This is a genomic window from Microbacterium paraoxydans (assembly GCF_018224615.1).
GTDB lineage: Bacteria > Actinomycetota > Actinomycetes > Actinomycetales > Microbacteriaceae > Microbacterium > Microbacterium paraoxydans_B.
The window spans coordinates 22,274-44,341 of the sequence record NZ_JAGTUK010000004.1; the positions used below are offsets into that span (position 1 = coordinate 22,274).

The 22,068-nt window shown below is 70.7% G+C and carries 24 protein-coding genes; 4 read left to right on the top strand and 20 right to left on the bottom strand.

The annotated features are described in order from the left end of the window. Positions 1–44 precede the first annotated feature (44 nt). The 11 genes from KE274_RS14550 to infC form a co-directional block, all read right to left on the bottom strand. Positions 45–971, bottom strand: a complete 927-nt coding sequence (locus KE274_RS14550) for an amino acid ABC transporter permease (RefSeq protein WP_211545030.1) — start codon at positions 969–971, stop codon at positions 45–47. Beyond that, positions 968–1,615: an amino acid ABC transporter permease gene (locus KE274_RS14555; RefSeq protein ID WP_211545031.1), complete on the bottom strand. Its 648-nt coding sequence runs from the start codon at positions 1,613–1,615 to the stop codon at positions 968–970. Before KE274_RS14555 ends, KE274_RS14550 begins: the two co-directional genes overlap by 4 nt. Before the next feature lie 80 nt (positions 1,616–1,695). Next, a complete protein-coding gene (locus tag KE274_RS14560) occupies positions 1,696–2,610 on the bottom strand; it encodes a glutamate ABC transporter substrate-binding protein (RefSeq protein ID WP_211545032.1) in 915 nt (304 codons plus the stop codon). Positions 2,611–2,652: 42 nt separating this feature from the next. After that, positions 2,653–3,399, bottom strand: a complete 747-nt coding sequence (locus tag KE274_RS14565; protein ID WP_211545034.1) for an amino acid ABC transporter ATP-binding protein — start codon at positions 3,397–3,399, stop codon at positions 2,653–2,655. Between the two features lie 273 nt (positions 3,400–3,672). Next, a complete protein-coding gene (locus KE274_RS14570) occupies positions 3,673–4,632 on the bottom strand; it encodes a TAXI family TRAP transporter solute-binding subunit (RefSeq protein ID WP_249186488.1) in 960 nt (319 codons plus the stop codon). Continuing rightward, positions 4,629–6,005, bottom strand: coding sequence for a sensor histidine kinase (locus KE274_RS14575; protein ID WP_211545036.1), 1,377 nt, complete (start codon positions 6,003–6,005; stop codon positions 4,629–4,631). Before KE274_RS14575 ends, KE274_RS14570 begins: the two co-directional genes overlap by 4 nt. A gap of 3 nt (positions 6,006–6,008) precedes the next feature. After that, positions 6,009–6,680 (bottom strand): response regulator transcription factor, encoded by a 672-nt coding sequence (locus tag KE274_RS14580; RefSeq protein ID WP_211545039.1) that lies wholly within the window; start codon positions 6,678–6,680, stop codon positions 6,009–6,011. A 32-nt stretch (positions 6,681–6,712) separates the two neighbouring features. After that, a complete protein-coding gene (locus tag KE274_RS14585) occupies positions 6,713–7,525 on the bottom strand; it encodes a TrmH family RNA methyltransferase (RefSeq protein ID WP_211545041.1) in 813 nt (270 codons plus the stop codon). Between the two features lie 84 nt (positions 7,526–7,609). After that, the gene (gene rplT, locus KE274_RS14590) at positions 7,610–7,996 is read right to left on the bottom strand and encodes a 50S ribosomal protein L20 (RefSeq protein WP_017202428.1); all 387 of its coding nucleotides are present in this window, start codon (positions 7,994–7,996) and stop codon (positions 7,610–7,612) included. Between the two features lie 31 nt (positions 7,997–8,027). Beyond that, complete coding sequence (rpmI, locus tag KE274_RS14595; protein ID WP_136034285.1) at positions 8,028–8,222, bottom strand: 50S ribosomal protein L35; 195 nt, start codon at positions 8,220–8,222, stop codon at positions 8,028–8,030. A gap of 73 nt (positions 8,223–8,295) precedes the next feature. Then, entirely contained in the window at positions 8,296–8,970 is a 675-nt protein-coding gene (gene infC / locus KE274_RS14600) for a translation initiation factor IF-3 (protein WP_211545043.1), read from the bottom strand. Positions 8,971–9,178: 208 nt separating this feature from the next. Here infC and KE274_RS14605 point away from each other — a divergent pair, with 208 nt between their 5' ends. Next, positions 9,179–9,577 (top strand): DUF1844 domain-containing protein, encoded by a 399-nt coding sequence (locus tag KE274_RS14605; RefSeq protein ID WP_211545045.1) that lies wholly within the window; start codon positions 9,179–9,181, stop codon positions 9,575–9,577. Between the two features lie 17 nt (positions 9,578–9,594). On the opposite strand, the gene KE274_RS14610 is transcribed toward KE274_RS14605, so the two are convergent. Beyond that, positions 9,595–10,392, bottom strand: a complete 798-nt coding sequence (locus tag KE274_RS14610; protein WP_211545047.1) for an SseB family protein — start codon at positions 10,390–10,392, stop codon at positions 9,595–9,597. Beyond that, complete coding sequence (priA, locus tag KE274_RS14615; protein WP_211545048.1) at positions 10,376–11,122, bottom strand: bifunctional 1-(5-phosphoribosyl)-5-((5-phosphoribosylamino)methylideneamino)imidazole-4-carboxamide isomerase/phosphoribosylanthranilate isomerase PriA; 747 nt, start codon at positions 11,120–11,122, stop codon at positions 10,376–10,378. Before priA ends, KE274_RS14610 begins: the two co-directional genes overlap by 17 nt. Before the next feature lie 378 nt (positions 11,123–11,500). Here priA and KE274_RS14620 point away from each other — a divergent pair, with 378 nt between their 5' ends. Beyond that, positions 11,501–12,367 carry a MinD/ParA family ATP-binding protein gene (locus tag KE274_RS14620; protein ID WP_249186490.1) on the top strand — a complete coding sequence of 289 codons (867 nt, stop codon included), beginning with the start codon at positions 11,501–11,503 and terminating at the stop codon, positions 12,365–12,367. A gap of 87 nt (positions 12,368–12,454) precedes the next feature. On the opposite strand, the gene hisH is transcribed toward KE274_RS14620, so the two are convergent. The 4 genes from hisH to KE274_RS14640 are packed head-to-tail and all read right to left on the bottom strand — an operon-like array spanning position 12,455 to position 15,198. Next, positions 12,455–13,090, bottom strand: coding sequence for an imidazole glycerol phosphate synthase subunit HisH (gene hisH, locus KE274_RS14625; protein WP_211545050.1), 636 nt, complete (start codon positions 13,088–13,090; stop codon positions 12,455–12,457). Beyond that, the gene (gene hisB / locus KE274_RS14630; protein WP_211545051.1) at positions 13,087–13,704 is read right to left on the bottom strand and encodes an imidazoleglycerol-phosphate dehydratase HisB; all 618 of its coding nucleotides are present in this window, start codon (positions 13,702–13,704) and stop codon (positions 13,087–13,089) included. Before hisB ends, hisH begins: the two co-directional genes overlap by 4 nt. Continuing rightward, positions 13,701–14,795 (bottom strand): histidinol-phosphate transaminase, encoded by a 1,095-nt coding sequence (locus KE274_RS14635; RefSeq protein ID WP_211545052.1) that lies wholly within the window; start codon positions 14,793–14,795, stop codon positions 13,701–13,703. Before KE274_RS14635 ends, hisB begins: the two co-directional genes overlap by 4 nt. A gap of 34 nt (positions 14,796–14,829) precedes the next feature. Then, positions 14,830–15,198, bottom strand: a complete 369-nt coding sequence (locus tag KE274_RS14640) for a LysM peptidoglycan-binding domain-containing protein (protein ID WP_211545053.1) — start codon at positions 15,196–15,198, stop codon at positions 14,830–14,832. Positions 15,199–15,484: 286 nt separating this feature from the next. Between KE274_RS14640 and lexA the strand changes: the two genes are divergently transcribed. Next, on the top strand, positions 15,485–16,177 hold the full coding sequence (gene lexA, locus KE274_RS14645; protein ID WP_211545054.1) for a transcriptional repressor LexA: 693 nt from the start codon (positions 15,485–15,487) through the stop codon (positions 16,175–16,177). A gap of 57 nt (positions 16,178–16,234) precedes the next feature. Here the strand turns inward: lexA and metE are convergent, their stop codons facing one another. Further along, positions 16,235–18,547: a 5-methyltetrahydropteroyltriglutamate--homocysteine S-methyltransferase gene (gene metE / locus KE274_RS14650; protein ID WP_211545055.1), complete on the bottom strand. Its 2,313-nt coding sequence runs from the start codon at positions 18,545–18,547 to the stop codon at positions 16,235–16,237. Positions 18,548–18,568: 21 nt separating this feature from the next. After that, positions 18,569–19,516 (bottom strand): methylenetetrahydrofolate reductase, encoded by a 948-nt coding sequence (locus tag KE274_RS14655; RefSeq protein ID WP_211545057.1) that lies wholly within the window; start codon positions 19,514–19,516, stop codon positions 18,569–18,571. 188 nt (positions 19,517–19,704) lie between these two features. Here KE274_RS14655 and KE274_RS14660 point away from each other — a divergent pair, with 188 nt between their 5' ends. After that, positions 19,705–21,573 (top strand): S9 family peptidase, encoded by a 1,869-nt coding sequence (locus tag KE274_RS14660; RefSeq protein ID WP_211545059.1) that lies wholly within the window; start codon positions 19,705–19,707, stop codon positions 21,571–21,573. A 16-nt stretch (positions 21,574–21,589) separates the two neighbouring features. Here the strand turns inward: KE274_RS14660 and smpB are convergent, their stop codons facing one another. Continuing rightward, entirely contained in the window at positions 21,590–22,066 is a 477-nt protein-coding gene (gene smpB / locus KE274_RS14665) for an SsrA-binding protein SmpB (protein WP_211545061.1), read from the bottom strand. Between the last annotated feature and the right edge of the window lie 2 nt (positions 22,067–22,068).

Sequence of the window (22,068 nt, forward strand, 5' to 3'; positions counted from 1 at the left end):
GTCGAGTCTACCGGCGCGGGACGCACGCCCCGCGCCGGGAGAGCCTAGAGACTCGGGCCCGCGGCGTTGGTGCCGTCGTGCTTGCCCAGCCCCCGCTGCGCCACGATCAGCGACGTGTCGGTCTCGCCACCGTGCTGGCGCGGATCCGGCTCCGCAGGACCGGCCTTGGGCGAGCGCTTCGCCCGACGCTGCAGGCGGTAGGCGATGTAGGAGAGCACGAGGCAGACCGCGACGTACATCGACCCGCCGACGATCGCCGCCGGGATCAGCGGCGAACCGTAGGGTGCCTGGTTGCCGATCTGGTTGATGACGTACAGCAGCTCCTGGTACGTGATGATGAAGCCGAGCGCGGTGTCCTTCAGCGCCACGACGAGCTGCGCGATGATCACCGGCATCATGGCCCGCACGGCCTGCGGGAGCAGGATGAGGGACATCACGCCGGACTTGCGCAGGCCGATCGCATACCCGGCCTCCTGCTGGCCGCGCGGCAGCGACTCGATCCCCGCGCGCAGCACCTCCGCCAGCACCGACCCGTTGTAGACGATCAGCGCGATGACCACCGCCCAGTACGGGGGCATCTTCACCCCGAGCACCGGCAGGCCGTAGTACAGCAGCATCATCAGGATCAGGACCGGCACGGCCCGCAGGATCTCGATGATCCACCGCACGGGCTCGCGCACCCAGGCGTGGTCCGAGAGGCGGCCGATGCCGAGGATGAACCCGAGCACGAGCGAGCCGACGCCCGCGACCGCGAAGGCCGCCAGGGTGCTCAGCAGGCCCTCGCCGAAGCGCACCCAGACCGCGGAGTAGGTGAAGATGTTCCACTTCTCCGGCGAGAACTGGCCGGTGGCGTACAGCCGCCAGACGACCCAGCCGAGGATGGCCAGCACGACCAGCACCGTCACGGCGCCGATGATGCGGTTGCGGGCGACCGCGCGGGGCCCGGGGACGTCGAACAGGACGGAACTCATCGCGCGATCCTCCACTTGTTCTCGAGCACGCGCTGCACCCAGCTGAGCAGCAGCACGAGCACGACGAAGATGACCATGACCCACAGCAGAACGACCAGCGCGTTCTCGCCGCGCTCGCTCAGGGCGGCCCGGATCGTGCCCAGGTTGACCACCGAGAACCCGGCGGCCACGGTGGTGTTCTTCATGAGGGCGATCAGCACGCTCATGAGCGGAGGGACCACCGACCGCGTCGCCTGCGGGAGCACGACGTAGCGCATGACCTGGCCGAAGTTCAGCCCGATGGCCCGTGCGGCCTCGGCCTGGCCGACCGGGACCGTGTTGATGCCCGCCCGGATCGCCTCCGCGACGTAGGTGGCGGTGTAGATGCCGAGGGCGATCACCGCCAGGAGCAGCGCATTGACGCGCTCCCCCAGCAGGATCGGAAGGCAGAACGCGAAGAAGAACATCACCAGCGTGAGCGGGGTGTTGCGGATCCAGTTCACGTACACGCCGCCCACGGCGCGGGCGATCGGGACCGGCGACACCCTGGCCGCACCCACGATGAGGCCGAGCACCACCGCGATGAGCCCACCGCCGAGGAACAGCGCGATGGTCCCCCACAGCGCTTCACCCCAGAGATCGAGGTGGTCTGAGATCACTCCCACTGCCGTGCCTTTCGGTTCATTTCTGCGTCAGACGATAGGACTGAGCGGGGCGGGCGGCCGTGCCGCCCGCCCCGCGGCGATCAACCGACCGGGTCGACCTCGGGCTGCTCCGCCTTCACACCGGAGGCGCCGAGGTTGTTGTCGAAGATCTGCTGCCAGATGTCGCCACCGTCGGTCAGCTGCGTGTTGAAGTACTCCACGAGCGCGTCGTCGCCCTTGGCCACGCCGATGCCGTAGCGCTCCTCGCTGAAGGGCTTGCCGACGACCTTCAGGTTGTCGGGGTCCTGTGCCGCGTAGCCGATGAGGATCGCCTCGTCGGTCGTGACCGCGTCGACCTGACCGTTCTTCAGGTCCTCGACGCACTTGGAGTACGTGTCGTACTCCTTCGTCGGGACATCCGGGTAGTTCGTCTTGATGTTCTGGATCGGGGTCGAGCCCGTGGCCGAGCACACCGTGGTCGAGGAGCTCAGGTCGTCGACGCTCTCGATGTCGCTGTCGGCGCCGACCAGGAGGCCCTGACCGGTGACGAAGTACGGGCCGGCGAAGGAGATCTGCTCCTTGCGCTTGTCGGTGATGGAGTACGTGCCGACGTAGTAGTCGATGTCGCCGTTGACGATGGCCTGCTCGCGGTTGGCCGAGGCGATCGCCTGGAACTCGATCTTCTCCGGGTCGACGCCGAGCGACGCCGCCATCCAGCGGGCGATGTCCACGTCGAAGCCGGTGCGGTCACCGGTGACCGGGTCGAGGTAGCCGAGACCGGGCTGGTCCTCCTTGACGCCGACCTTGACGGTGCCCGACGACGAGATGCGGTCGAACGTGGGGCTGCCGTCGATGCTGACGTCCTCCAGGATGGTCCACGGCGTGCCGCTGGACGTCTCCTCGTCGCCGCCCTCGGGCGCTCCGGTGCTGGACGGGGTGCCGCTGTTGCAGGCGGTCAGGGCGAGCAGCGCCGCCGCCGCGATCCCGATGCCTGCCAGTGTCCGTGTGCGTCGCATGTGCGTCTCCTTCGTGTGCTGTGGGTGCAGGGTCTGGTGGGGTCAGTGGGTGAGGAGCTTCGAGAGGAAGTCCTTGGCGCGGTCGCTCTTCGGGTTCGTGAAGAACTCCTCCGGCTTCGCCTCCTCCACGATGCGGCCGTCGGCCATGAACACGACGCGATCGGCGGCCTTGCGGGCGAAGCCCATCTCGTGGGTCACGACGATCATCGTCATGCCGTCCTGCGCCAGCTCGACCATGACGTCGAGGACCTCGTTGATCATCTCGGGGTCGAGCGCGCTGGTCGGCTCGTCGAACAGCATCACCTTGGGCTGCATCGCGAGGGCTCGCGCGATCGCGACGCGCTGCTGCTGTCCGCCCGAGAGCTGCGCTGGCAGCTTGTTCGCCTGCTGCGCGACGCCCACGCGCTTCAGCAGCGTCATCGCCTCGGCCTCGGCATCGGACTTCTTCAGACCACGGACCTTGATCGGCCCGAGCGTCACGTTCTCCAGGATCGTGAGGTGGGCGAACAGGTTGAACGACTGGAACACCATGCCGACGTCGGCCCGCAGATGCGCGAGCGCCTTGCCCTCCGCCGGGAGTTCCTTGCCGTCGATGCGGATCGAGCCGCTCGTGATCGTCTCCAGGCGGTTGATCGTGCGGCACAGGGTCGACTTGCCCGAGYCGGAGGGGCCGATCACGACCACGACCTCACCGGTGTTCACCGTGAGATCGATGTCGCTCAGGGCCTGGAACTCGCCGTAGTGCTTCTGGACGTTCTCCACGACGACGAGGGGGGCTTCAGAGGTCATCATTTCTCCAAACTAGCCACGCGTTGCGCATGGTTCCAGGCACCGCGGTGAGGTTTACACGTTCGTAATCACCTGATCGCGGCGACAATGCTTCCTTGCAGGGTCGCCCCACGGCCCGCCCCCTCGGGCCGCGGGATCGCCCTGCCGCCACGCTCCCAGCGACAGCGGGCAGCAGGTCTCCGATCGTGTGCGATCGCCCTCACGATGGCAGAGCAGCCGGCGGGCTGTCAGACTTCTTGAGGATTTCTTGAGCCACGGCGTGAGCCGGCCGGATCAGTCGCGCAGGTCGCGGTAGTACTCCTCCGCGCCCGGGTGCAACGGCACCGGCCCCGTGAAGATCGCCGAGCGCCTGTCGAGCAGTGCCGCCGCGGGCACCTGCTGCGCCAGGGTCGTCCGGTCGTCGAACAGGGTCGCCAGCACATCCCGCACGACCGCGGGCGGAGTCGAGCCCGCCGTCACCAGGTAGTTCGGCACGGCGAGCGTGGTGACCGCCGCCGCGAGCCCGTACGTCCCCGCCGGCACGTCCGCCGGGCGGTATGCGTGCGAGTAGCGGTCGTTGACCTCGTTCACCCACTCCTGCTCGATCGGCAGCAGTCGCACCGCCTCCGTGTCCGCGAGTTCCGCGATGCCCGGGGTCGGCAGTCCGCCCACCCAGAAGAACCCGTCGATCTCCCCCTGCTCCATCGCCGCGATCGACGCGCCGAGGCCGAGCTGGGGATCCCGGATCGACGCGGCCTCCACGCCGGCGGCGGCCAGCACGCGACCCGCGATCACGTTCACACCCGAGTTCTCCGCCCCGAGCGACACCGTCATCCCCGCGAGGTCGGCGAGGTCGTCCACCGGGGAGTCACCGCGCACGACCACCTGCAGATACTCGTCGTAGAGCCGCGCGACCGCCGTCACGTCCTGCGGCTCGGTGAACGCGCCCGTCCCGGCGACGGCGTCCGCCGCGGCGTCGCCCTGCGCGAATCCCAGCAGCGCCTCGCCCGCGCTCACCCGCAGCAGGTTGTCGACCGACCCGGCCGTCTGCTCCGCCACCACGTCGACCGCCCTGGCCTGCGACACCGCCTCCGCCACCGCGGTGCCGTACGCGAAGTACACGCCGGTCGAGCCCCCGCTCGCGATCGCGTACCGCTCGCCGGTCCACTCGCTCGCCCGCGACGTGCACGCCGCGAACGCGAGCGCCACTCCGAGCACGAGCACTCCGGCCACGATCCGGCGCACCCGGCTCATGCGCCACCCTCCTCGGGCAGCACCAGCGCGACCAGCAGCCCGCCGCCGTCCGCCGAGCTCACGCGCAGCTCTCCGCCGACCGTCGTCAGCAGGTCCGTCGCGATCGCCAGCCCCAGGCCGGTACCCGGCTGGTCTCCGCTGTCGGGGCTGCGCCAGAACCGGTCGGTCGCGGATTCCGCGTCCTCTCGGCTGAGACCCGCGCCGTGATCGCGTACCGTCAGGTGGCAACCGTCGGCGTGGCGCTGCGCCCCGATCTCGATCACCCCGCCCGCGGGCGAGTACTTGACGGCGTTGTCGATCGCCGCGTCGAGGGCGGCCTCCACGATCGTGCGGTCGGTGATCGTGATCACGGACTCCTCGCCCGTGCGGCGCAGACTCATCCCCCGGTGCTCCGCCACGTCGCGCCAGGCCTCGAGCCGCCGCGACGCCACGGTCGCGAGGTCCACGGCCGACAGGGTCGAGTCGGTGCGGCCGCCGCGGGCGAGGCCGAGCAGCGTCTCCAGGATGCGGCTCATCCGCCGCCCCTCCTCGCGCGTCTCCTCCACGTCGTCGTCCCACTCCCGGCCGAGCCCCGTCGCGAGGTGCTCGACCCGCAGCAGCAGCGCGTTCAGCGGATTGCGCAGCTCGTGCGAGGCGTTCAACGCGAACTCCTGCTGCCGCGTCATCACACGCTCGATCTCGTCCGCCATGCCGTTGAACACCCTGGTCATGCGCCGCAGCTCCGGCGGGCCCGTGTCCTCCGCGACCCTGGCGTCCATCTCGCCTCGCTCGATCGCCACCATCGCCTCGTCCAGCCGGCGCACGGGTGACAGCACCCAGCGCGCGAGCCCCGCCACGAGAAGCACGCCGAGCCCGCTCAGCACCACCACGACCGCGCCGAGGAGCAGCGTCTGCTGCAGGATCGCCGTGCGCGGCCCGTCGACGTCGCCCGCGACCAGCACGGCGCCGATCACGTCACCGTCGTCGAACACGGGCTCCGCGAGCGCCGCATCCGGCAGTGCCCACGGGAGCGCCGCGCCCGGCTGCTCCGCGCGGCGACCGGAGAGCGCGAGCCGGACGCGCTCGGCATCCTCCTCCGACAGCACCGCGTCGCCGTGGCCGCCCGCCGCCCAGGCGCTCCCGGTGAGATCGAACACCGTCACCTCGATGCCGTACACCTCCTGGAACCGCCGCACCTCCGCGTCGATCACCGCGGGACTGCCCGAACGCAGGGCCTGCCGTGCGCTCGTGACGAAGTAGCCCAGATCGCCCAGCTGCTCGGTGTAGAACGCCTGCTGCACGCTGCGCGATGCGCTCCAGGCCGCCACGCTGCCGAGTGACACCAGCACCGCGACCAGCGGCACCAGGAACACCACGATCAGGCGACGACGCACGGCTCAGGACTCCGCGAGCCGGTAGCCGACGCCGCGCACGGTCTCGATGAAGCCGCGGTCGCCCGTCTTCCGCCGGATCGCCGCGACGTGCACCTCCAGCGAGTGCCCGAACCCGCGCCAGTCGGTGTTCCAGACCTCGCGGATCAGGCGCTCCTTCGGCACGGCCACGCCGGGGTAGCGCGCCAGCACGCCCACGATGTCGAACTCCTTGCGGGTCAGTCCGACCGGGCTCCCGTCGACGAGCACCTCGCGCCCCACGAGGTCGATGCGCACACTCCCGTCGTGCAGCAGCACCCGCGTATCGGCCTCCGTGCGCAGCGGACGGGAACGCCGCGTGACGGCCTCGATCCGCGCCAGCAGCTCATGCACGTCGTACGGCTTCACCACGAAGTCGTCGGCGCCCGCACGCAGGCCCTTGATGCGCTCCGCCACCTGATTGCGGGCGGTCACGATCACGATCGGCACATCGGAGCGCCCGCGGATGCGCCGGCACAGATCGATGCCGTCCACGTCGGGCAGCCCGAGGTCGAGCAGCACGACCTCGGTGTCCGCGTCCACGAGCTCGAGCGCCTGCGCACCGTCGGCCGCGCGAACCGTCGCATACCCGGAGCGCGCGAGGAACGCCTCCAGTGCCGCCGCGACCCGTTCGTCGTCCTCGACGATCAGAATCCTCATCGCCCCCCGCTTCCCCGCTCTTCCCCGCTCGCTCAGCCCGCCGGTGCGGCCCGCTGCGCGAATGCGCTCTCGTACAGGCACACGCTCGCTGCCGTCGCCAGGTTGAGCGATTCCGCACGACCGAAGATCGGCAGGCGCAGCACCCGGTCCGCCAGCTCCAGCGCGTCGTCGTCCAGGCCGCGCGCCTCGTTGCCGAAGAGCCACGCCGTAGGCTCGGCCAGCACGCCTTCCGCGCGAGCCGCGAGCAGATCGTCGCCCTTCACGTCGGCGGCCAGGATGCGCAGACCCGCGGCGTGTGCACGGTCGATCACGTCGGGCAGTTCACCACCGACAGACACGGGCAGGTGGAACAGGGAGCCCGTCGTCGCCCGCACGACCTTCGGGTTGTAGGGGTCGACGGTGCGGCCCGTCAAGACCACCGCGTCCGCACCCGCGGCATCGGCGGCCCGGATGATGGTGCCCAGGTTGCCCGGATCACGCACCTCCTCGCAGATCGCGACGAGGCGCGGGGCGGCGTCGAAGATGTCTCGCACGGAGGTCGGCGTCTGCCGCACGACGGACACGAGCCCCTGGGGCGTCACGGTGTCGGCCATCGCATGCAGCACGTCCTCCGTGACGTACTCCACGCGCACGTCGGCGTCGGCCGCCTTCGCCCGGATGTCGGGATGCCGCTCCCAGCCCCCGGGGGTGGCGAACAGCTCGACGATCGCCTCGGGACGATAGGTCAGGGCCTCGCGGACCGACTGCGGTCCTTCCAGCAGGAACAGCCCGGTCTCGGTACGCGCGCTGCGCTTGGTCAGCTTGGCGACGGCACGGACTCGGGGGGAACGAGGGTTCTCCAGCACGATCACAGTCTAGAGCGACGGCGGTGCCCGGAAACGCGGAACGGGCGCCCTCCCGGAGGAAGGCGCCCGTTCGGAGCGAGATGCTTACGCAGCCGACTTCGGCGCGTTGACGTCGGAGGGCAGAGCCTTCTTCGCCGTCTCGACCAGCGTCGTGAACGTGGCCGCGTCGTTGACCGCGAGGTCGGCGAGCATGCGACGGTCGACCGTGACACCCGCGAGGCCGAGGCCCTGGATGAAGCGGTTGTACGTCATGCCGTTCTGACGCGCGGCGGCGTTGATGCGCTGGATCCAGAGGCGACGGAAGTCACCCTTGCGCTTGCGACGGTCCCGGTACGAGTAGACCAGGGAGTGGATGACCTGCTCCTTGGCCTTCCGGTAGAGGCGCGAACGCTGACCGCGGTAGCCGGAGGCGCGCTCGAGGATGACCCGACGCTTCTTGTGGGCGTTGACTGCCCGCTTGACTCTTGCCATTTTCCTATGTTCCTATCGTGCGTTCGGCGCGTCAGCGACCGAGAAGCTTGTTCGCGACCTTGGTGTCAGCCTTCGACAGCACCTGGTCCTGGTTCAGACGACGGGTGCGACGGCTCGACTTGTGCTCGAGGTTGTGGCGCATGTTCGCCTGCTGCTTCTTCAGCTTTCCGCTGCCGGTGATCTTGAAGCGCTTCTTAGCACCCGAGTGGGTCTTCTGCTTCGGCATCTTCTCTTCCTTCGTGATGGCGCCTTGTCAGGCGACGGTGTCTACCCGCGTTGCGGGAGTTCTGGGGCGGACGTCACTCCGCGGCGGGCGCGGCCGGGGCGGCCGAGTCGCTCTTGGCGTCGCGAGCGGCCTGCTTGTTCGCCGCGCGCTGCGCGTCGCGAACCGCGTTCTGCTCCTGCTTCGCCTCGGACTTGCTCTTGATCGGCGCGACCACCATGACCATGTTGCGGCCGTCGATCGTCGGGTTCGACTCGACCGTGCCGAACTCGGCGACGTCTTCTGCGAACTTGCGCAGCAGACGCACACCCTGCTCCGGACGCGACTGCTCGCGACCACGGAAGAGGATCATCGCCTTGACCTTGTCGCCGGCCTTGAGGAAGCCCTCAGCGCGCTTGAGCTTGGTCGTGTAGTCGTGCGCCTCGATCTTCAGACGGAAGCGGACTTCCTTGAGGATCGTGTTCGCCTGATTACGACGCGCTTCCTTCTCCTTCTGGGCGGCCTCGTACTTGAACTTGCCGTAGTCCATGATCTTGACCACGGGCGGCTTCGAGTTCGGGGCGACCTCAACGAGGTCGAGATCGGCTTCCTGTGCGAGACGCAGCGCTGCCTCGATGCGGACAACGCCGATCTGCTCACCCGAGGGGCCGACGAGGCGGACCTCGGGGACTCGGATGCGCTCATTGGTGCGGGGATCGCTGATGCGGAGCTCCTTAGACGATGTGATTCGGCCACCGCGATGCGGATGCATCCCGGGCGAAATCGGACTCGTCCCCCACCCGCCGGCACTCAGACGCCGGCTTCGCACCCTGTCTACCGGTTCTCTCGTGACGAGCGGAACCGGCGGAGTGCAAGACCCGGTAGCCTGGAACGGCAAGCGCGGGTGGGAAGTGAATCCTCTTTCGTTCCGGAGCATGACGCTCCGGAGCCCGCCAAAGTCTAACAGAAGGCAAGGCGAAGTGACGAACCAGGCACCCGACGAGGCGGCACGCGAGCGCGAAGAGCGCTGGGCACGACAGGAGGAGGCGGCCTCGTCCGCCGTTCGCGACATCGCGGACGTCCCGGCCGTCGAGGTCATCACGACCGCAGCCGTCCACCTGATGAGCGCCGCCGCCGTCAAGCTCGGCCTCGCCGACGACCCCGACGCGGCCGAGCAGCTCGACCTCGACGAGGCCCGCAAGCTCATCAACGCCCTCGCCGGACTCATCACCGCCGGGGCGCCCGAGATCAGCGACATGCACGCGCGGTCGCTGCGCGACGGCCTGCGCTCGCTCCAGCTCGCGTTCCGCGAGGCCTCGACCATCCCCGATCCGATCGGCAAGGGTCCCGGCGAGAAGTGGACCGGCCCGGTCACCTGACCGCGGCCCGCCCCCGGTCAGGAGCTGCGGCGGAGCTTCACGGTGAGCGAGTCCGCCAGCACGGCGATGCGGTCGTCGGCCGCCCAGCGCTGAGCCAGACGCGCGAGCACAGCGTCGAGCACGTCACGCTCCAGTCCGTCGACGAGTTCCAGCACCACGATCAGCTCAGGCCCGCGCAGACGCGCATCCGGGTCGCCGGGCGCCACCGCCACGTCGATCACGGCCAGCTCGTGCGCGACGCTCTCCTGCAGGGCCGTGAAGACCTCGGGAGAGTGGAAGCTCGGCTCCCACGCGTGCCCCTGCGCGACCGCCCACACGGCCGGCCGACGGATCACGAACTCGGTGTCCGACGTGGGGTCCAGCACGATCAGGTCGGTGTCCTCCGCGGAGGCGGCCAACGCGGCTCGGACCGCCTCGACCGGGATCGGCCGCGCCGTCGGATCCCACCGCTGCATCGCCTCGACCGACGAGAACACCGGCTGCACGCGTCGACCGTCGGGGGCTGCGACCGTGACGATCGACAGCTCCTGCGTCTTGTCGACCGTGAGCCCGTTCGGCGCGACGCCCTCCTCCCCCTTCTCCGCGATCAGGGGGATCAGCACGCGGGCGGCGCGGAAGGCATCCACGACCTCCGCCTGCGAGCCCTTTCCCGCGCGGAAGCGCTGCAGGGCGTCGAGCAGAGCCGGGTCTGCGGAGCCGTCGTCGGCCGCGTGCGGGTTCGACTCAAAGCTGCGCCCCTCCCACGGGACGCCCGCGGAGTCGGCGCGGTTGTGCGCCTCAGCGCCGTGGCCGTGGGGGTCAGTCTCCCGCGACATCCAGCGCCTCAGCCAGTGTGAAGGCCCCGGCGTACAGCGCCTTGCCGACGATGGCCCCCTCGACGCCCAGCGGCACGAGCTCCCGCAGCGCGGCGATGTCGTCGAGGCTCGAGATGCCACCGGATGCCACGACGGGCTTCGGGGTGCGCGATGTGACCTCGCGAAGCAGCTCCAGGTTCGGACCGCGCAGCGTGCCGTCCTTCGTCACATCGGTGACCACGTAGCGGCTGCAGCCGGCGTCCTCCAGGCGGTCGAGCACCTCCCAGAGGTCACCGCCCTCCTTGGTCCATCCGCGGGCGGCGAGGGTGGTGCCGCGCACGTCGAGGCCGACCGCGATCGCCTCCCCGAAGCGGCTGATCACGTCTGCCGCCCATTCGGGGTTCTCCAGCGCGGCGGTACCGAGGTTGATGCGCGAGGCGCCGCTCTCGAGCGCCGCCTCCAGGCTCGCGTCGTCGCGGATGCCCCCGGAGAGCTCCACGTTCACGCCGCGGAACTGCTTGATGACCTTGCGCAGGATCGAGGTGTTGCTCCCGCGACCGAACGCCGCGTCCAGGTCGACCAGGTGGATCCAGGAGGCACCCTGAGCCACCCACTCCCCTGCCGCGTCGAGCGGGTCGCCGTAGCTCGTCTCGGTACCGGCCTCGCCCTGGGTCAGTCGGACGGCCTTGCCGCCGGCGACGTCCACGGCGGGAAGGAGCGTGAGCGAAGGAGACTGCGCGAAGTCGTTCATGAGGTCCTTGATTCGGGTGACGCTGCGGCCCGAGCGGGCGCGACACACGAGGCTACCGCGAGCGTCGGCGCCCGCCCAAATGCGTGACGGGGCGGCCTCCGCACCGCGTCCGCTGACATTCCGTCGGGTAACATGCTACGGATGTCAGCGCGAGAGACGGTCGACCGATCACCCGAGCACCGGCGCGTGCGCGCAGACCGGGAGGCCACCGTCCCGCGCCCCCGGTCGGCCGTGTCCGGCACCGCCCCCGCGGCGACACCCGCGCCGCCGGAGACGGAGCATGAGAAGGGCGCGCGGACTCGCACCCGTCGACCGCGGAGCGAAACCGCACCACGGCCGTCCTTCCTCACCGAGGACACGCCGGCCGAACCCGCGCGCATGGGGTTCCGCGGAGCGCTCAACCGGGTCGGCATGGACCTCCGGCCGGGTGCGATCGAGCGGGCCTTCCGCTGCGACGAGGCCGCCGTGAGCCGACAGTGGGCGGGACCACGCACGATCGCCATCGTCAACGGCAAGGGCGGTGCCGGGAAGACGCCGACGACGGTCTTCCTGGCCGCGGTGTTCGCCCGCTTCGGCGGGGCCGGGGTGCTCGCGTGGGACAACCATCAAACACGCGGGACCCTCGGCTGGCGGACCGAGTCGGCGGCGCACGACCGCACCGTGCGGGAGATGCTCGCCGACAGCACCCGCCTGATCAGCCCCGATGCCAAGGCGGCCGACCTCGCCGACTACGTCCACCATCAGCCGCGGGACCGCTTCGATGTGCTCCGCTCGCAGCCGCCGCGCCTCGCGCATGACGATCGCCTGGGCCCCGCCGAGATCGACGTGCTGCAGACGGTCGCCGCCCGGTTCTACCGACTGATCATCGTCGACTCCGGCAACGACGAGTCCGATCCCCTCTGGCGGCGGATGATCGACCACACGGATCAGCTCGTGGTCGCCACGACCACACGCGGGGATCACGCCGAAGCGGGGGCGCTGTTGCTCGAAGCCCTCGCGGAGCGCGACGAGCGTTCGGCGCACCTGGTGGAGCAGTCCGTCATCGTCGTCTCCCAGGCCGATCCCCGGGCGACGCCGACCGAGATCGCCACCGTCGCCTCGGGCTACCGCTCTCTCAGTCGGGAGGTGCGCACCATCCCGTACGACCGGGAGATGGTGGACGGGCCCTTGCGCTACGACGCCCTCGCGGGGAAGACCCAGCGCGCCTGGCTGTCCGCCGCCGCCTCCGTCGCGCGCGGACTCTGACACCGCAGTCCCGAGAGACCGCGACGCCGCGGCGCGAGCGCACGCCGCGAGCCTGGACCGCGAGCACGCCGCGGTCTCGACCGCGCCTCAGAGGCTGGTGACCCAGTTGCGCAGCAGCTGAATGCCCGCCTCACCCGACTTCTCCGGGTGGAACTGCGTGGCCGACAGCGGGCCGTTCTCGACCGCCGCGAGGAACGGGTCGCCATACGTGGCCCATGTCAGCACCGGCTGAGGGAACGGCGGAATCACGTCCAACTCCCACGACTGCGCCGCGTAGGAATGCACGAAGTAGAAGCGCTCCTGCTCGATGCCGCGGAACAGCACCGTGTCCTCACCGGGGTCGACCGTGTTCCACCCCATGTGGGGCAGCACGGGCGCGTTGAGCTCGGTCACCGCACCGGGCCACTCCCCCAGTCCCGCCGTGTCGTGCCCACGCTCGACGCCGCGCTCGAACAGCACCTGCATACCGACGCAGATGCCGAGCACCGGGCGGCCGCCAGCGAGGCGGCGCCCGATGATCTCATCGCCCCCGTGCGCCTGGAGCGCATCGCGCACGGCCTGGAAGGCCCCGACGCCGGGCACGACGAACCCGTCCGCCTCGAGCGCCTCCGTGCGGTCGCGCGTGAGCACCGCGTCCGCACCCGCGGCGACCAGCGCCTTGACCGCGGAGTGCACGTTGCCCGACTCGTAGTCGAAGACCGCGACGCGCGGCGCCGCGCTCACAGCGCCCCCTTGGTGGAGGGGATGCCGTCGACGAGCGGGTCGAGCGCCTTCGCCTGGCGGAACGCCCGAGCGAACGCCTTGTACTCGGCCTCGGCGATGTGGTGCGGGTCGCGACCCCCGAGCACACGCACGTGCACCGTGAGGGCCGCGTTGAACGCGATCGCCTCGAACGAGTGCCGCACGAGCGAGCCGGTGAAGTGGCCGCCGATGAGGTGCTGCTCGAACCCGGCCGGCTCCCCCGTGTGCACGAGATAGGGACGGCCCGAGATGTCGACCACGGCCTGCGCCAGCGCCTCGTCGAGCGGCACGAGCGCGTCGCCGTAGCGCGAGATGCCCGCCTTGTCGCCCAGCGCTTCGAGGATCGCCTGACCGAGCACGATCGAGACGTCTTCCACGGTGTGGTGCGCGTCGATGTGGGTGTCACCCGACGCGCGCACGGTGAGGTCTGTGAGCGAGTGCTTCGCGAACGCCGTGAGCATGTGGTCGAAGAACGGCACCGACGTGTCGATGCGGCTCACCCCCGTGCCGTCGAGGTTCAGCTCCAGCTCGACGGTCGACTCCGAGGTGCTGCGCACGCGACGCGCGGTGCGGGCGGGGGCGGCGGGGGCGCTCATGATGCCGATCCTATCGAGGCCAGGGCGTCGAGGAACGCGGTGGTCTCGGCCTCCGTGCCCGCGCTGACGCGCAGGTGCCCGGGGATGCCGACGTCGCGGACGAGCACTCCGCGGTCGTACAACTGCTGCCACGTGGCCTTCGGGTCGGCCACTCCGCCGAACAGCACGAAGTTGGACCACGACTCGTGCGGCGTGTACCCCAGCGCCTCGAGGGTTGCCGTGATCCGGTCGCGCTGCTCGACGATCTCCTCGACCATGCCGAGCATGAGGTCGGAGTTGCGCAGGGCAGCGACGGCCGCGGCCTGCGTGAGCGCACTGAGGTGGTACGGCAGGCGCACCAGTCGCAGCGCGTCGATGAACGCCGGGTCGGCAGCGAGGTAGCCGACGCGCGCACCCGCAAACGCGAACGCCTTGCTCATGGTGCGGGAGATCGCGAGCCGCGGTCGCCCGTCGAGGAGCGTGAGGGCCGAGGGGGCGTCGTGCGGGGCGAACTCCTGGTACGCCTCGTCGACGATCACCACACCGCGCGCCGCGTCGTACACCGCCTCCACGACATCGAGCCCCAGCGGCGTGCCCGTGGGGTTGTTCGGGGAGCACAGGATCACCACGTCAGGGTCGGCCGCACGCACCTGCTCGGCGGCCTCGTCGGGGGTGATCGTGTAGTCGGGCTGTCGAGTGCCGGCGACCCAGGCCGCTCCTGTTCCCTTCGCGATCAGCGGATACATCGAATAGGTGGGAGCGAAGCCGAACGCCGTGCGCCCCGGACCGCCGAACGCCTGCAGGATGTGCTGGAGAACTTCGTTGGAGCCGTTGCCCGCCCAGATCTGCTCGGCCGTGAGTCCGTGGCCGAGGTACTCCGCGAACGCCTCCCGCAGGGTCGTGAACTCACGGTCGGGGTAGCGGTTGACGTCGCGGATCGCCACGGCGATGTCGTCGAGGATGTCGCTCGCGACCTGGTCCGGAACCGGATGCGTGTTCTCGTTGACGTTCAGGGCGATCGGGAGCGGTGCCTGCGGCGCTCCGTACGGAGTGAGTCCGCGCAGATCGTCGCGCAGAGGGAGATCGTTGAGGGAGAGGGTCACCCTATCCATGTTAAGAGGAGCAGGCACCACCGAAGGCCATGCGTCAGCCCGCGTACTGCGCCGGGATCGCCAGCTCCTGACCGATCTGGATCTCGCCGCCGCGCAGCAGGTTCATGCGGCTGATGTCGCCGATCACGTCACGCGGATCCGCGTCGGGAGCGATGGAGCCGGCGATCGACCACAGGGTGTCACCGGGCATGACCGTGATGGTCTCGACCGCGGCGGCCGGCTTGTCGGCACCCGAGGCGATGGCGCTACCCCCGCTGATCGCCGCGAAGGCGATGCCGACCGCAAGAGGAACCGACGCCACCGCGAGCAGCACACGGCGACCGCGCGCCGTGAGCCGCAGCCGCGTGGCCGGACGGGCCGAAGCGGAGATCGCGGTCGCGGTGCTGAGGCTGATGGTGCTCATGTCTGCTCCTTAGCTGTCCCGGCGCCGTGGGCCCGGGGAAGTTGGCGTAGCGTTCGCATCCGCGTCTCGGCCGGGAGGCGAGGATGCGAAGCTACGTTCCGAAGATATCTTCGAGTTCGAACATCTGTCAAGCTGTCTTCGAAACCCTGTCCGCGGATCGCCCGACACGCTCGAACAGATCTTCCAGATCGGAGCGATTCTCGGATACGGTTTCGACAGGGACACCCCACCACGGGCCACCGACATTCGAAGAGCGACGTCGGATCTCACGCACTGAAGGAGCATCATGAGCGAGACCACAGCCCCCGAGTCGGAGGCGCCGCGGACCCGCCGTCGCAAGAGCCTCAGCCCCAAGCAGATGGCGATCCTCGAGGTCATCCAGTCGTCGATCGCGCAGAACGGCTATCCGCCGAGCATGCGCGAGATCGGGGACGCCGTCGGTCTCAAGTCGCTCTCCAGCGTCACGCACCAGCTCGGTCAGCTCGAGCTGAGCGGCTACCTGCGACGCGACCCGGGGAAGACCCGGGCCATGGAGGTGCTGATCGACCTCCCGGGTAGCGGCTCCGGCGCCGAGAATCCCGCTGACGTCACGACGCCCGTCGGTGATGCCGCGCTCGTGCCCCTGGTGGGCCGGATCGCCGCTGGCGTGCCGATCACCGCGGATCAGCAGGTCGAGGAGATCTTCCCGCTCCCCCGGCAGCTCGTGGGCAAGGGCGACCTGTTCATGCTCAAGGTCTCCGGCGAGTCGATGATCGATGCCGCCATCTGCGACGGCGACTGGGTCGTCGTCCGTTCCCAGCACGACGCGGAGAACGGGGAGATCGTCGCAGCCATGCTCGACGGCGAGGCCACGGTCAAGGTGCTCCGCCGCCGCGACGGGCACACCTGGCTGCTGCCGCGGAACTCGGCGTTCGAGCCGATCCTCGGCGACGAAGCCGTCGTGCTCGGCAAGGTCGTCGCGGTGCTGCGCGCCGTCTGACCTCCGAACGACGAAGGCCCTCCCCGATCATCCGGGGAGGGCCTTCGCGTCGACGGATCAGACCGTGGCGCCGACCTCCGCGCGGACGCGGCGCGTCGCCTCGACGATGTTGCGCAGCGACGCCGTCGTCTCCTCGTAACCGCGGGTCTTCAGGCCGCAGTCGGGGTTGACCCAGAGCTGGCGCGTGGGGATCTCCTCCACGGCCCGGCGCAGCAGCGACTCGACCTCCTCGACCGCGGGAACGCGCGGCGAGTGGATGTCGTACACGCCGGGGCCGATGCCGTGGTCGAAGCCGGCCTCGGCGATGTCGGCCACGACCTCCATCCGGCTCCGGGCGGCCTCGATCGAGGTCACGTCCGCATCGAGCGCGCGGATCGCATCGATCACGACACCGAACTCCGAGTAACACAGGTGCGTGTGCACCTGCGTGCCCGGCGCGGCACCACCGGTCGCCAGGCGGAACGACGCCACCGACCAGTCCAGGTACGCCGGCTGGTCGGCCTTCTTCAGCGGCAGCAGCTCGCGCAAAGCCGGCTCATCGACCTGGATCACCGCGATGCCCGCGGCCTCCAGATCGGCGATCTCCTCGCGCAGCGCCAGGGCGACCTGGTTCGCGGTCTCCCCCAGCGGCTGGTCGTCGCGCACGAACGACCACGCCAGGATCGTCACGGGCCCCGTGAGCATGCCCTTGAGGTGCTTCGCCGTGAGCGACTGCGCGTAGCTCGACCAGCCGACCGTGATCGGCGCCGGACGCGAGACGTCACCCCACAGGATCGACGGACGCGTGGCGCGGGAGCCGTACGACTGCACCCAGCCGTGCTCCGTCACCGCGAAGCCGTCCAGGTTCTCCGCGAAGTACTGCACCATGTCGTTGCGCTCCGGTTCGCCGTGCACCAGCACGTCGAGACCGAGGTCCTCCTGCAGCGACACGACCGCGGCGATCTCCCGGCGCAGGAAGTCGTCGTAGTCGTCCCGAGGGATCTCTCCGCGCGTGAACCGTGCCCGCGCGCGACGGATGTCGCCCGTCTGCGGGAACGAGCCGATGGTGGTGAGGGGAAGCACCGGAAGGCCCAGCGCCTCCTGCGCGCTCTCGCGCTCCTCGTAGGGAACGCGAGAGAAGTCCGCGTCCACCAGGGTCCGCTCCCGCACCGCGCCGTCGCGCACACCGGGCGCGTCCAGACGGTCGCGCAGCGCCGCGGTGGCCTCGTCGAGGTCTGCGGCGATCGCGTCGGCGCCCTGCGACAGACCGCGCGCCAGCACGCCCACCTGCTGCACCTTCTGGTCGGCGAACGCGAGCCAGGACACCAGCCGCGGGTCGAGCGACGTCTCGTCCTCGACGTCGTGCGGCACGTGCAGCAGCGAGGTCGACGTGGAGGCGGCCACGGTAGCGGCACCGAGCTCGCGCAGCTGCTCGAGCGTGCGGAATGCGGCCGCGAGGTCGCCGCGCCAGATGTTGTGCCCGTCGATCACGCCGCCCACGAGCGTCTTGTCCGCGAGGCCGTCGGCCGCGGACGGCACACCGCCGCGGACGAGGTCGACCGCGATCGCCTCGATGGGCGCCGCCGCCAGGACGGGGAACACGGCGTCGAGCGCCGCATAGGGCGCGGCCACCAGGATGGCCGGACGGTCCTCCGCGCCGCCGAGCACGGCGAGGGCGCGCTCCGCCGCGGCGGTAAGGGCGGCGGTGTCGGCCGGAAGCGACTCGCTCACGAGTGCCGGCTCGTCGAGCTGCACCCAGGTCGCACCGGCGGCGCGGAGTCGCGCGAGCAGGTCGGCGTAGACCGGGAGCAGGTCGTCCAGGCGCGAGAGCGGGTCGAAGCCCTCCGGCGCATCGTCCGACGCCTTCGCGAGCGCCAGCAGCGTCACCGGCCCGACCACGACCGGCCGGGTCACGTAGCCCGCCTCGACGGCCTCCGCGACCTCGCGCACAAGACGGTCGCTGGACAGGGAGAACACCGTCTCGGGGCCGATCTCCGGCACGAGGTAGTGGTAGTTCGAGTCGAACCACTTCGTCATCTCCAGCGGTGCCCGCTCCCCTTCGCCGCGCGCGATCGTGAAGTATGCGGGCAGACCGATCGTGCCGTCTGCGGAGCGCAGGTCCTCGAAGCGCGCCGGGATCGCGCCGACCGTCACGGCGGCATCGAGCACCTGGTCGTAGTAGGAGAAGGACTCCGGGATGGCCGAGTCGTCACGGCCGAGCCCGAGCGCCGCGAGACGGTCACGGGTCGCGGCGCGCAAGTCGGCGGCGGTGCGCTCCAGCTCTTGCTCGTCGATGCGTCCGGCCCAGAACGACTCGACGGCCTTCTTGAGCTCGCGGCGACGGCCGATGCGGGGGTAGCCGAGGATGGTGCCCTCGGGGAATGCGGTCATGGTGTTTCCTTTCGGCGGGGTCTAACGGCGCAGAGCCGGGAGGATGCCGGCTTCCGCGAGGACGGTCAGGACGGTCTCGTGCTGGTTGAAGGCGTACAGGTGCACGCCGGGCGCTCCGCCGGCCACGACCTGCTCGGCCAGGCGCGCAGCCCAGGCGATGCCGATCTCGCGACGACCCTCGGCGGTCGGCTCCACGTCGAGGGCGATCGAGAGTTCGCCTGGCAGCTCCTCGCCCGTGAGCTCCAGCACGCGGGCGAGCCGGGCGGGCGAGGTGATCGGCATGATGCCGGGCAGGATCGGGATCGTGACACCCGCGGCGCGGGCACGCTCGACGAACGCGAGGTAGTCGTCGGCGTGGAAGAACAGCTGTGTGATCGCGAAGGTCGCCCCGGCGGCCTGCTTCGCCAGCAGCGCCTCGACGTCCTGGGTGCGATGCGTCGCCCGCGGGTGTCCCTTCGGGAACGCGGCGACAGCGATGTTCACCTTCCGCCGCGGTGCGACCTGGGCCGCCCCCGGGATCCCGGGAACCGGCGACTCCTCGTACGGCGCGCGCTCGGCCTGCACGCGGTCGATGAGCTGCACGAGCTGAGCGGCGCTCTCCAGGTCGCCGAGGAATGCCTCGGTCTGCCCGGCAGGCGGATCGCCCCGCAGCGCGAGGAAGCTCAGGATGCCTGCATCGAGGAACTCGCGGATGAGCGCGGTGGCCCCCGCGTAGGTGTTGCCGACGCACGTCAGGTGCGCGAGCGGTTCGACGTCGGTGTGCGTGCGGATGAAGCGCAGCACGTCGAGGGATCGCCCGCCCGTGGAGCCACCCGCTCCGTAGGTCACGGACAGGAACCGGGGACCGGCGTCGGCCAGCCGCAGCACCGTCTCGTGCAGCGCCTCCTCGCTCGATGCGTTCCGCGGAGGATAGAGCTCGAAGGAGAACGGCACGCGGACGGTGCCGGTGGTGTCGATCTCGGTGGACATCTTCACTCCTGGGGACAGGGGGCCGGGGGGCGCGCGCACGACACGGGAGGGGTGTCGTTCGCGGGCGGGTGCCGGGCTCGGCTGTCGCTCCACGCCTGGACGAACCGGGCGTTTCCAGAAACCTAGAACACCCCCGCGCGGCGCCGCACGTGTGTGACGCCGTGTGTCGGCCCGCCTAGGCTCGGAGCATGTCGTCGTCGCCCTTCGGTTCCTGGCCCACCCCGTTCACCGCCACGGCGGTCGCCACCTCGGCGCCCCGCATCGACGGCGCCCGGTTCGCCGGTTCGGAGATCTGGTGGGGCGAGTCCGTGCCGGCGGAGGCGGGGCGGGTGACGGTGCGCAGCTCGTCCGGTGCGGAGATCCTCCCGGCACCGTGGAGCGCACGGTCGCGCGTGCACGAGTACGGCGGCGGGGCCTGGACGACCGGCGACGGCGCGCTGTACTTCGTGTCCGGAGCGGATCAGCGCGTGCACCGCCTCGTCCCGGGAGGCGAGCCGGAGCCGCTCACGACAGCCGGCGCGTCCTACGGCGGACTGCGCCTCCAGGGCGGACGGCTGCTGGCCGTGCGCGAGGACCTCCGCGCCGAGCCGCACCGGCGCAGCATCGTCGAGATCCCGCTCGACGGCTCCGCGGCCTCCGACGACACCGCCGTCCGGGTGGTCGTGGAGGGCACGGGGTTCTTCGCGCACCCGGCGCTGTCCCCCGACGGAACGCGCGTGGCCTGGGTGGAGTGGGGCGAGCGGACGATGCCCTGGGACGAGGCGCGGCTCGCGATCGCGTCGCTCACCGACGGGGAGGTCGTGCGCGTGCCGTCGTCCGCGGCGCTGCAGCCGGAGTGGCTCGACGACACCACGCTGGTGTTCGCCGACGACGCCTCGGGCCGCTGGCAGCTGCAGCGGCTCACGGTGGACGGCGTGACGCCCGTGTCCGCTCCCGTCGCCCTGACCGACACCGACGCCGACACCGGCTACGGCCTCTGGGTGCTGGGCAACCGCTGGTTCCAGCCGCTGGTCGACGGCCGGGTGGTCGCCGCGCGCACGAACGGCCGCGACGAGGTGCACGTGCTCGCCGCGGACGGGTCGCGCAGTACCGCACTGGACCTTCCCGCCGACGGACACGTGAGCGTCGACGACGTCTCGGGCTCGCGCGTGCTGCTCAGCGGCGACGGCTCCGCCACCACGCCGGGCGTGTGGTGCGTCGACGTGGACTCGGGTCGCGTGGAGACGGTGGCGGGCGGGAGCCCGTCCGACCCCGCGTGGCTGCCCGGCGCACAGCCGATCGTGGTGGACGGCGCGCACGGCCCGGTGCACGCGTTCGCCTACCCGCCCGCGAATCCCGAGCACTCCGCGGCTCCCGGCGAGCTGCCGCCCTACGTCGTGTTCGTGCACGGGGGTCCGACCGCGCACGTGACGGGGGCCGCTTCACCCGCCGTCGCGTTCTTCACGAGCCGCGGCATCGGCGTGCTCCACGTGAACTACGGCGGCTCCACCGGGTACGGCCGTGCCTATCGCGACCGCCTGGACGGACAGTGGGGCGTGGTCGATGTCGACGACGTGGTCGCCGCCGCCCGCGGCCTGTCGGATGCGGGGCTCGCCGACCCGGCGCGCATCGCGATCCGCGGCGGTTCGGCTGGCGGCTGGACCGTGCTCTCGGCGCTCGTGCGCGGCGGCACCTTCGCCGCGGGCATCAGCCGCTACGGCGTCGCCGATCTGCGCCTGCTCGCCGCGGAGACGCACGACTTCGAGGCGCCGTACCTGGACGGGTTGGTCGGGCGGCTGCCCGAGGACGAGCACGTGTACATCGAGCGGTCACCTCTGACGCACGCCGACCGCATCGACGTCCCGGTGCTGCTGCTGCAGGGCGGCGAGGACCGGGTCGTGCCGCCGTCGCAGTCGGAGGCCATCCGCAACGCCCTCGCCGCGAACGGCGTCGCGCACGAGTACGTGCTGTACCCCGAGGAGGGGCACGGCTTCCGCAGCGCCGAGAACATCGTGGACGCGCTGGAGCGGGAGCTCGCCTTCCTCGGCCGCGTGTTCGGCTTCACCCCGAGCCGCTGAGGGAACGCGGCGCGGGCTACTCGCCGACGCGGTTGCGCAGTCGCATCGCCCGCTCGGCCTCGCGCGTGTCCTGCCGCTCACGCAGCGTCTGCCTCTTGTCGTACTCGCGCTTCCCCTTCGCGAGCGCGATCTCGACCTTGGCCCTGCCGTCGGAGAAGTACAGCTTCAGCGGGATCAGCGTGTAGCCGCCGGCGGAGACCGCGTGCGCGAGCTTGGCGATCTCCTCCCGGTGCAGCAGCAGCTTGCGGATCCGCTTGGCCGAGTGGTTGGTCCAGTGCCCCTGCGAGTACTCGGGGATGTGCACGGCATCGAGGAACACCTCGTTGCCTTTCACGAACGCGTAGCCGTCGCTGAGGTTGGCACGTCCCTGGCGCAGCGACTTGACCTCGGTGCCGGTCAGCACCATCCCCGCCTCGTACGACTTCTCGATGGTGTAGTCGTGACGTGCGCGACGATTGGTCGCGACGACCTTCTCCCCGCGTTCCCTGGGCATGA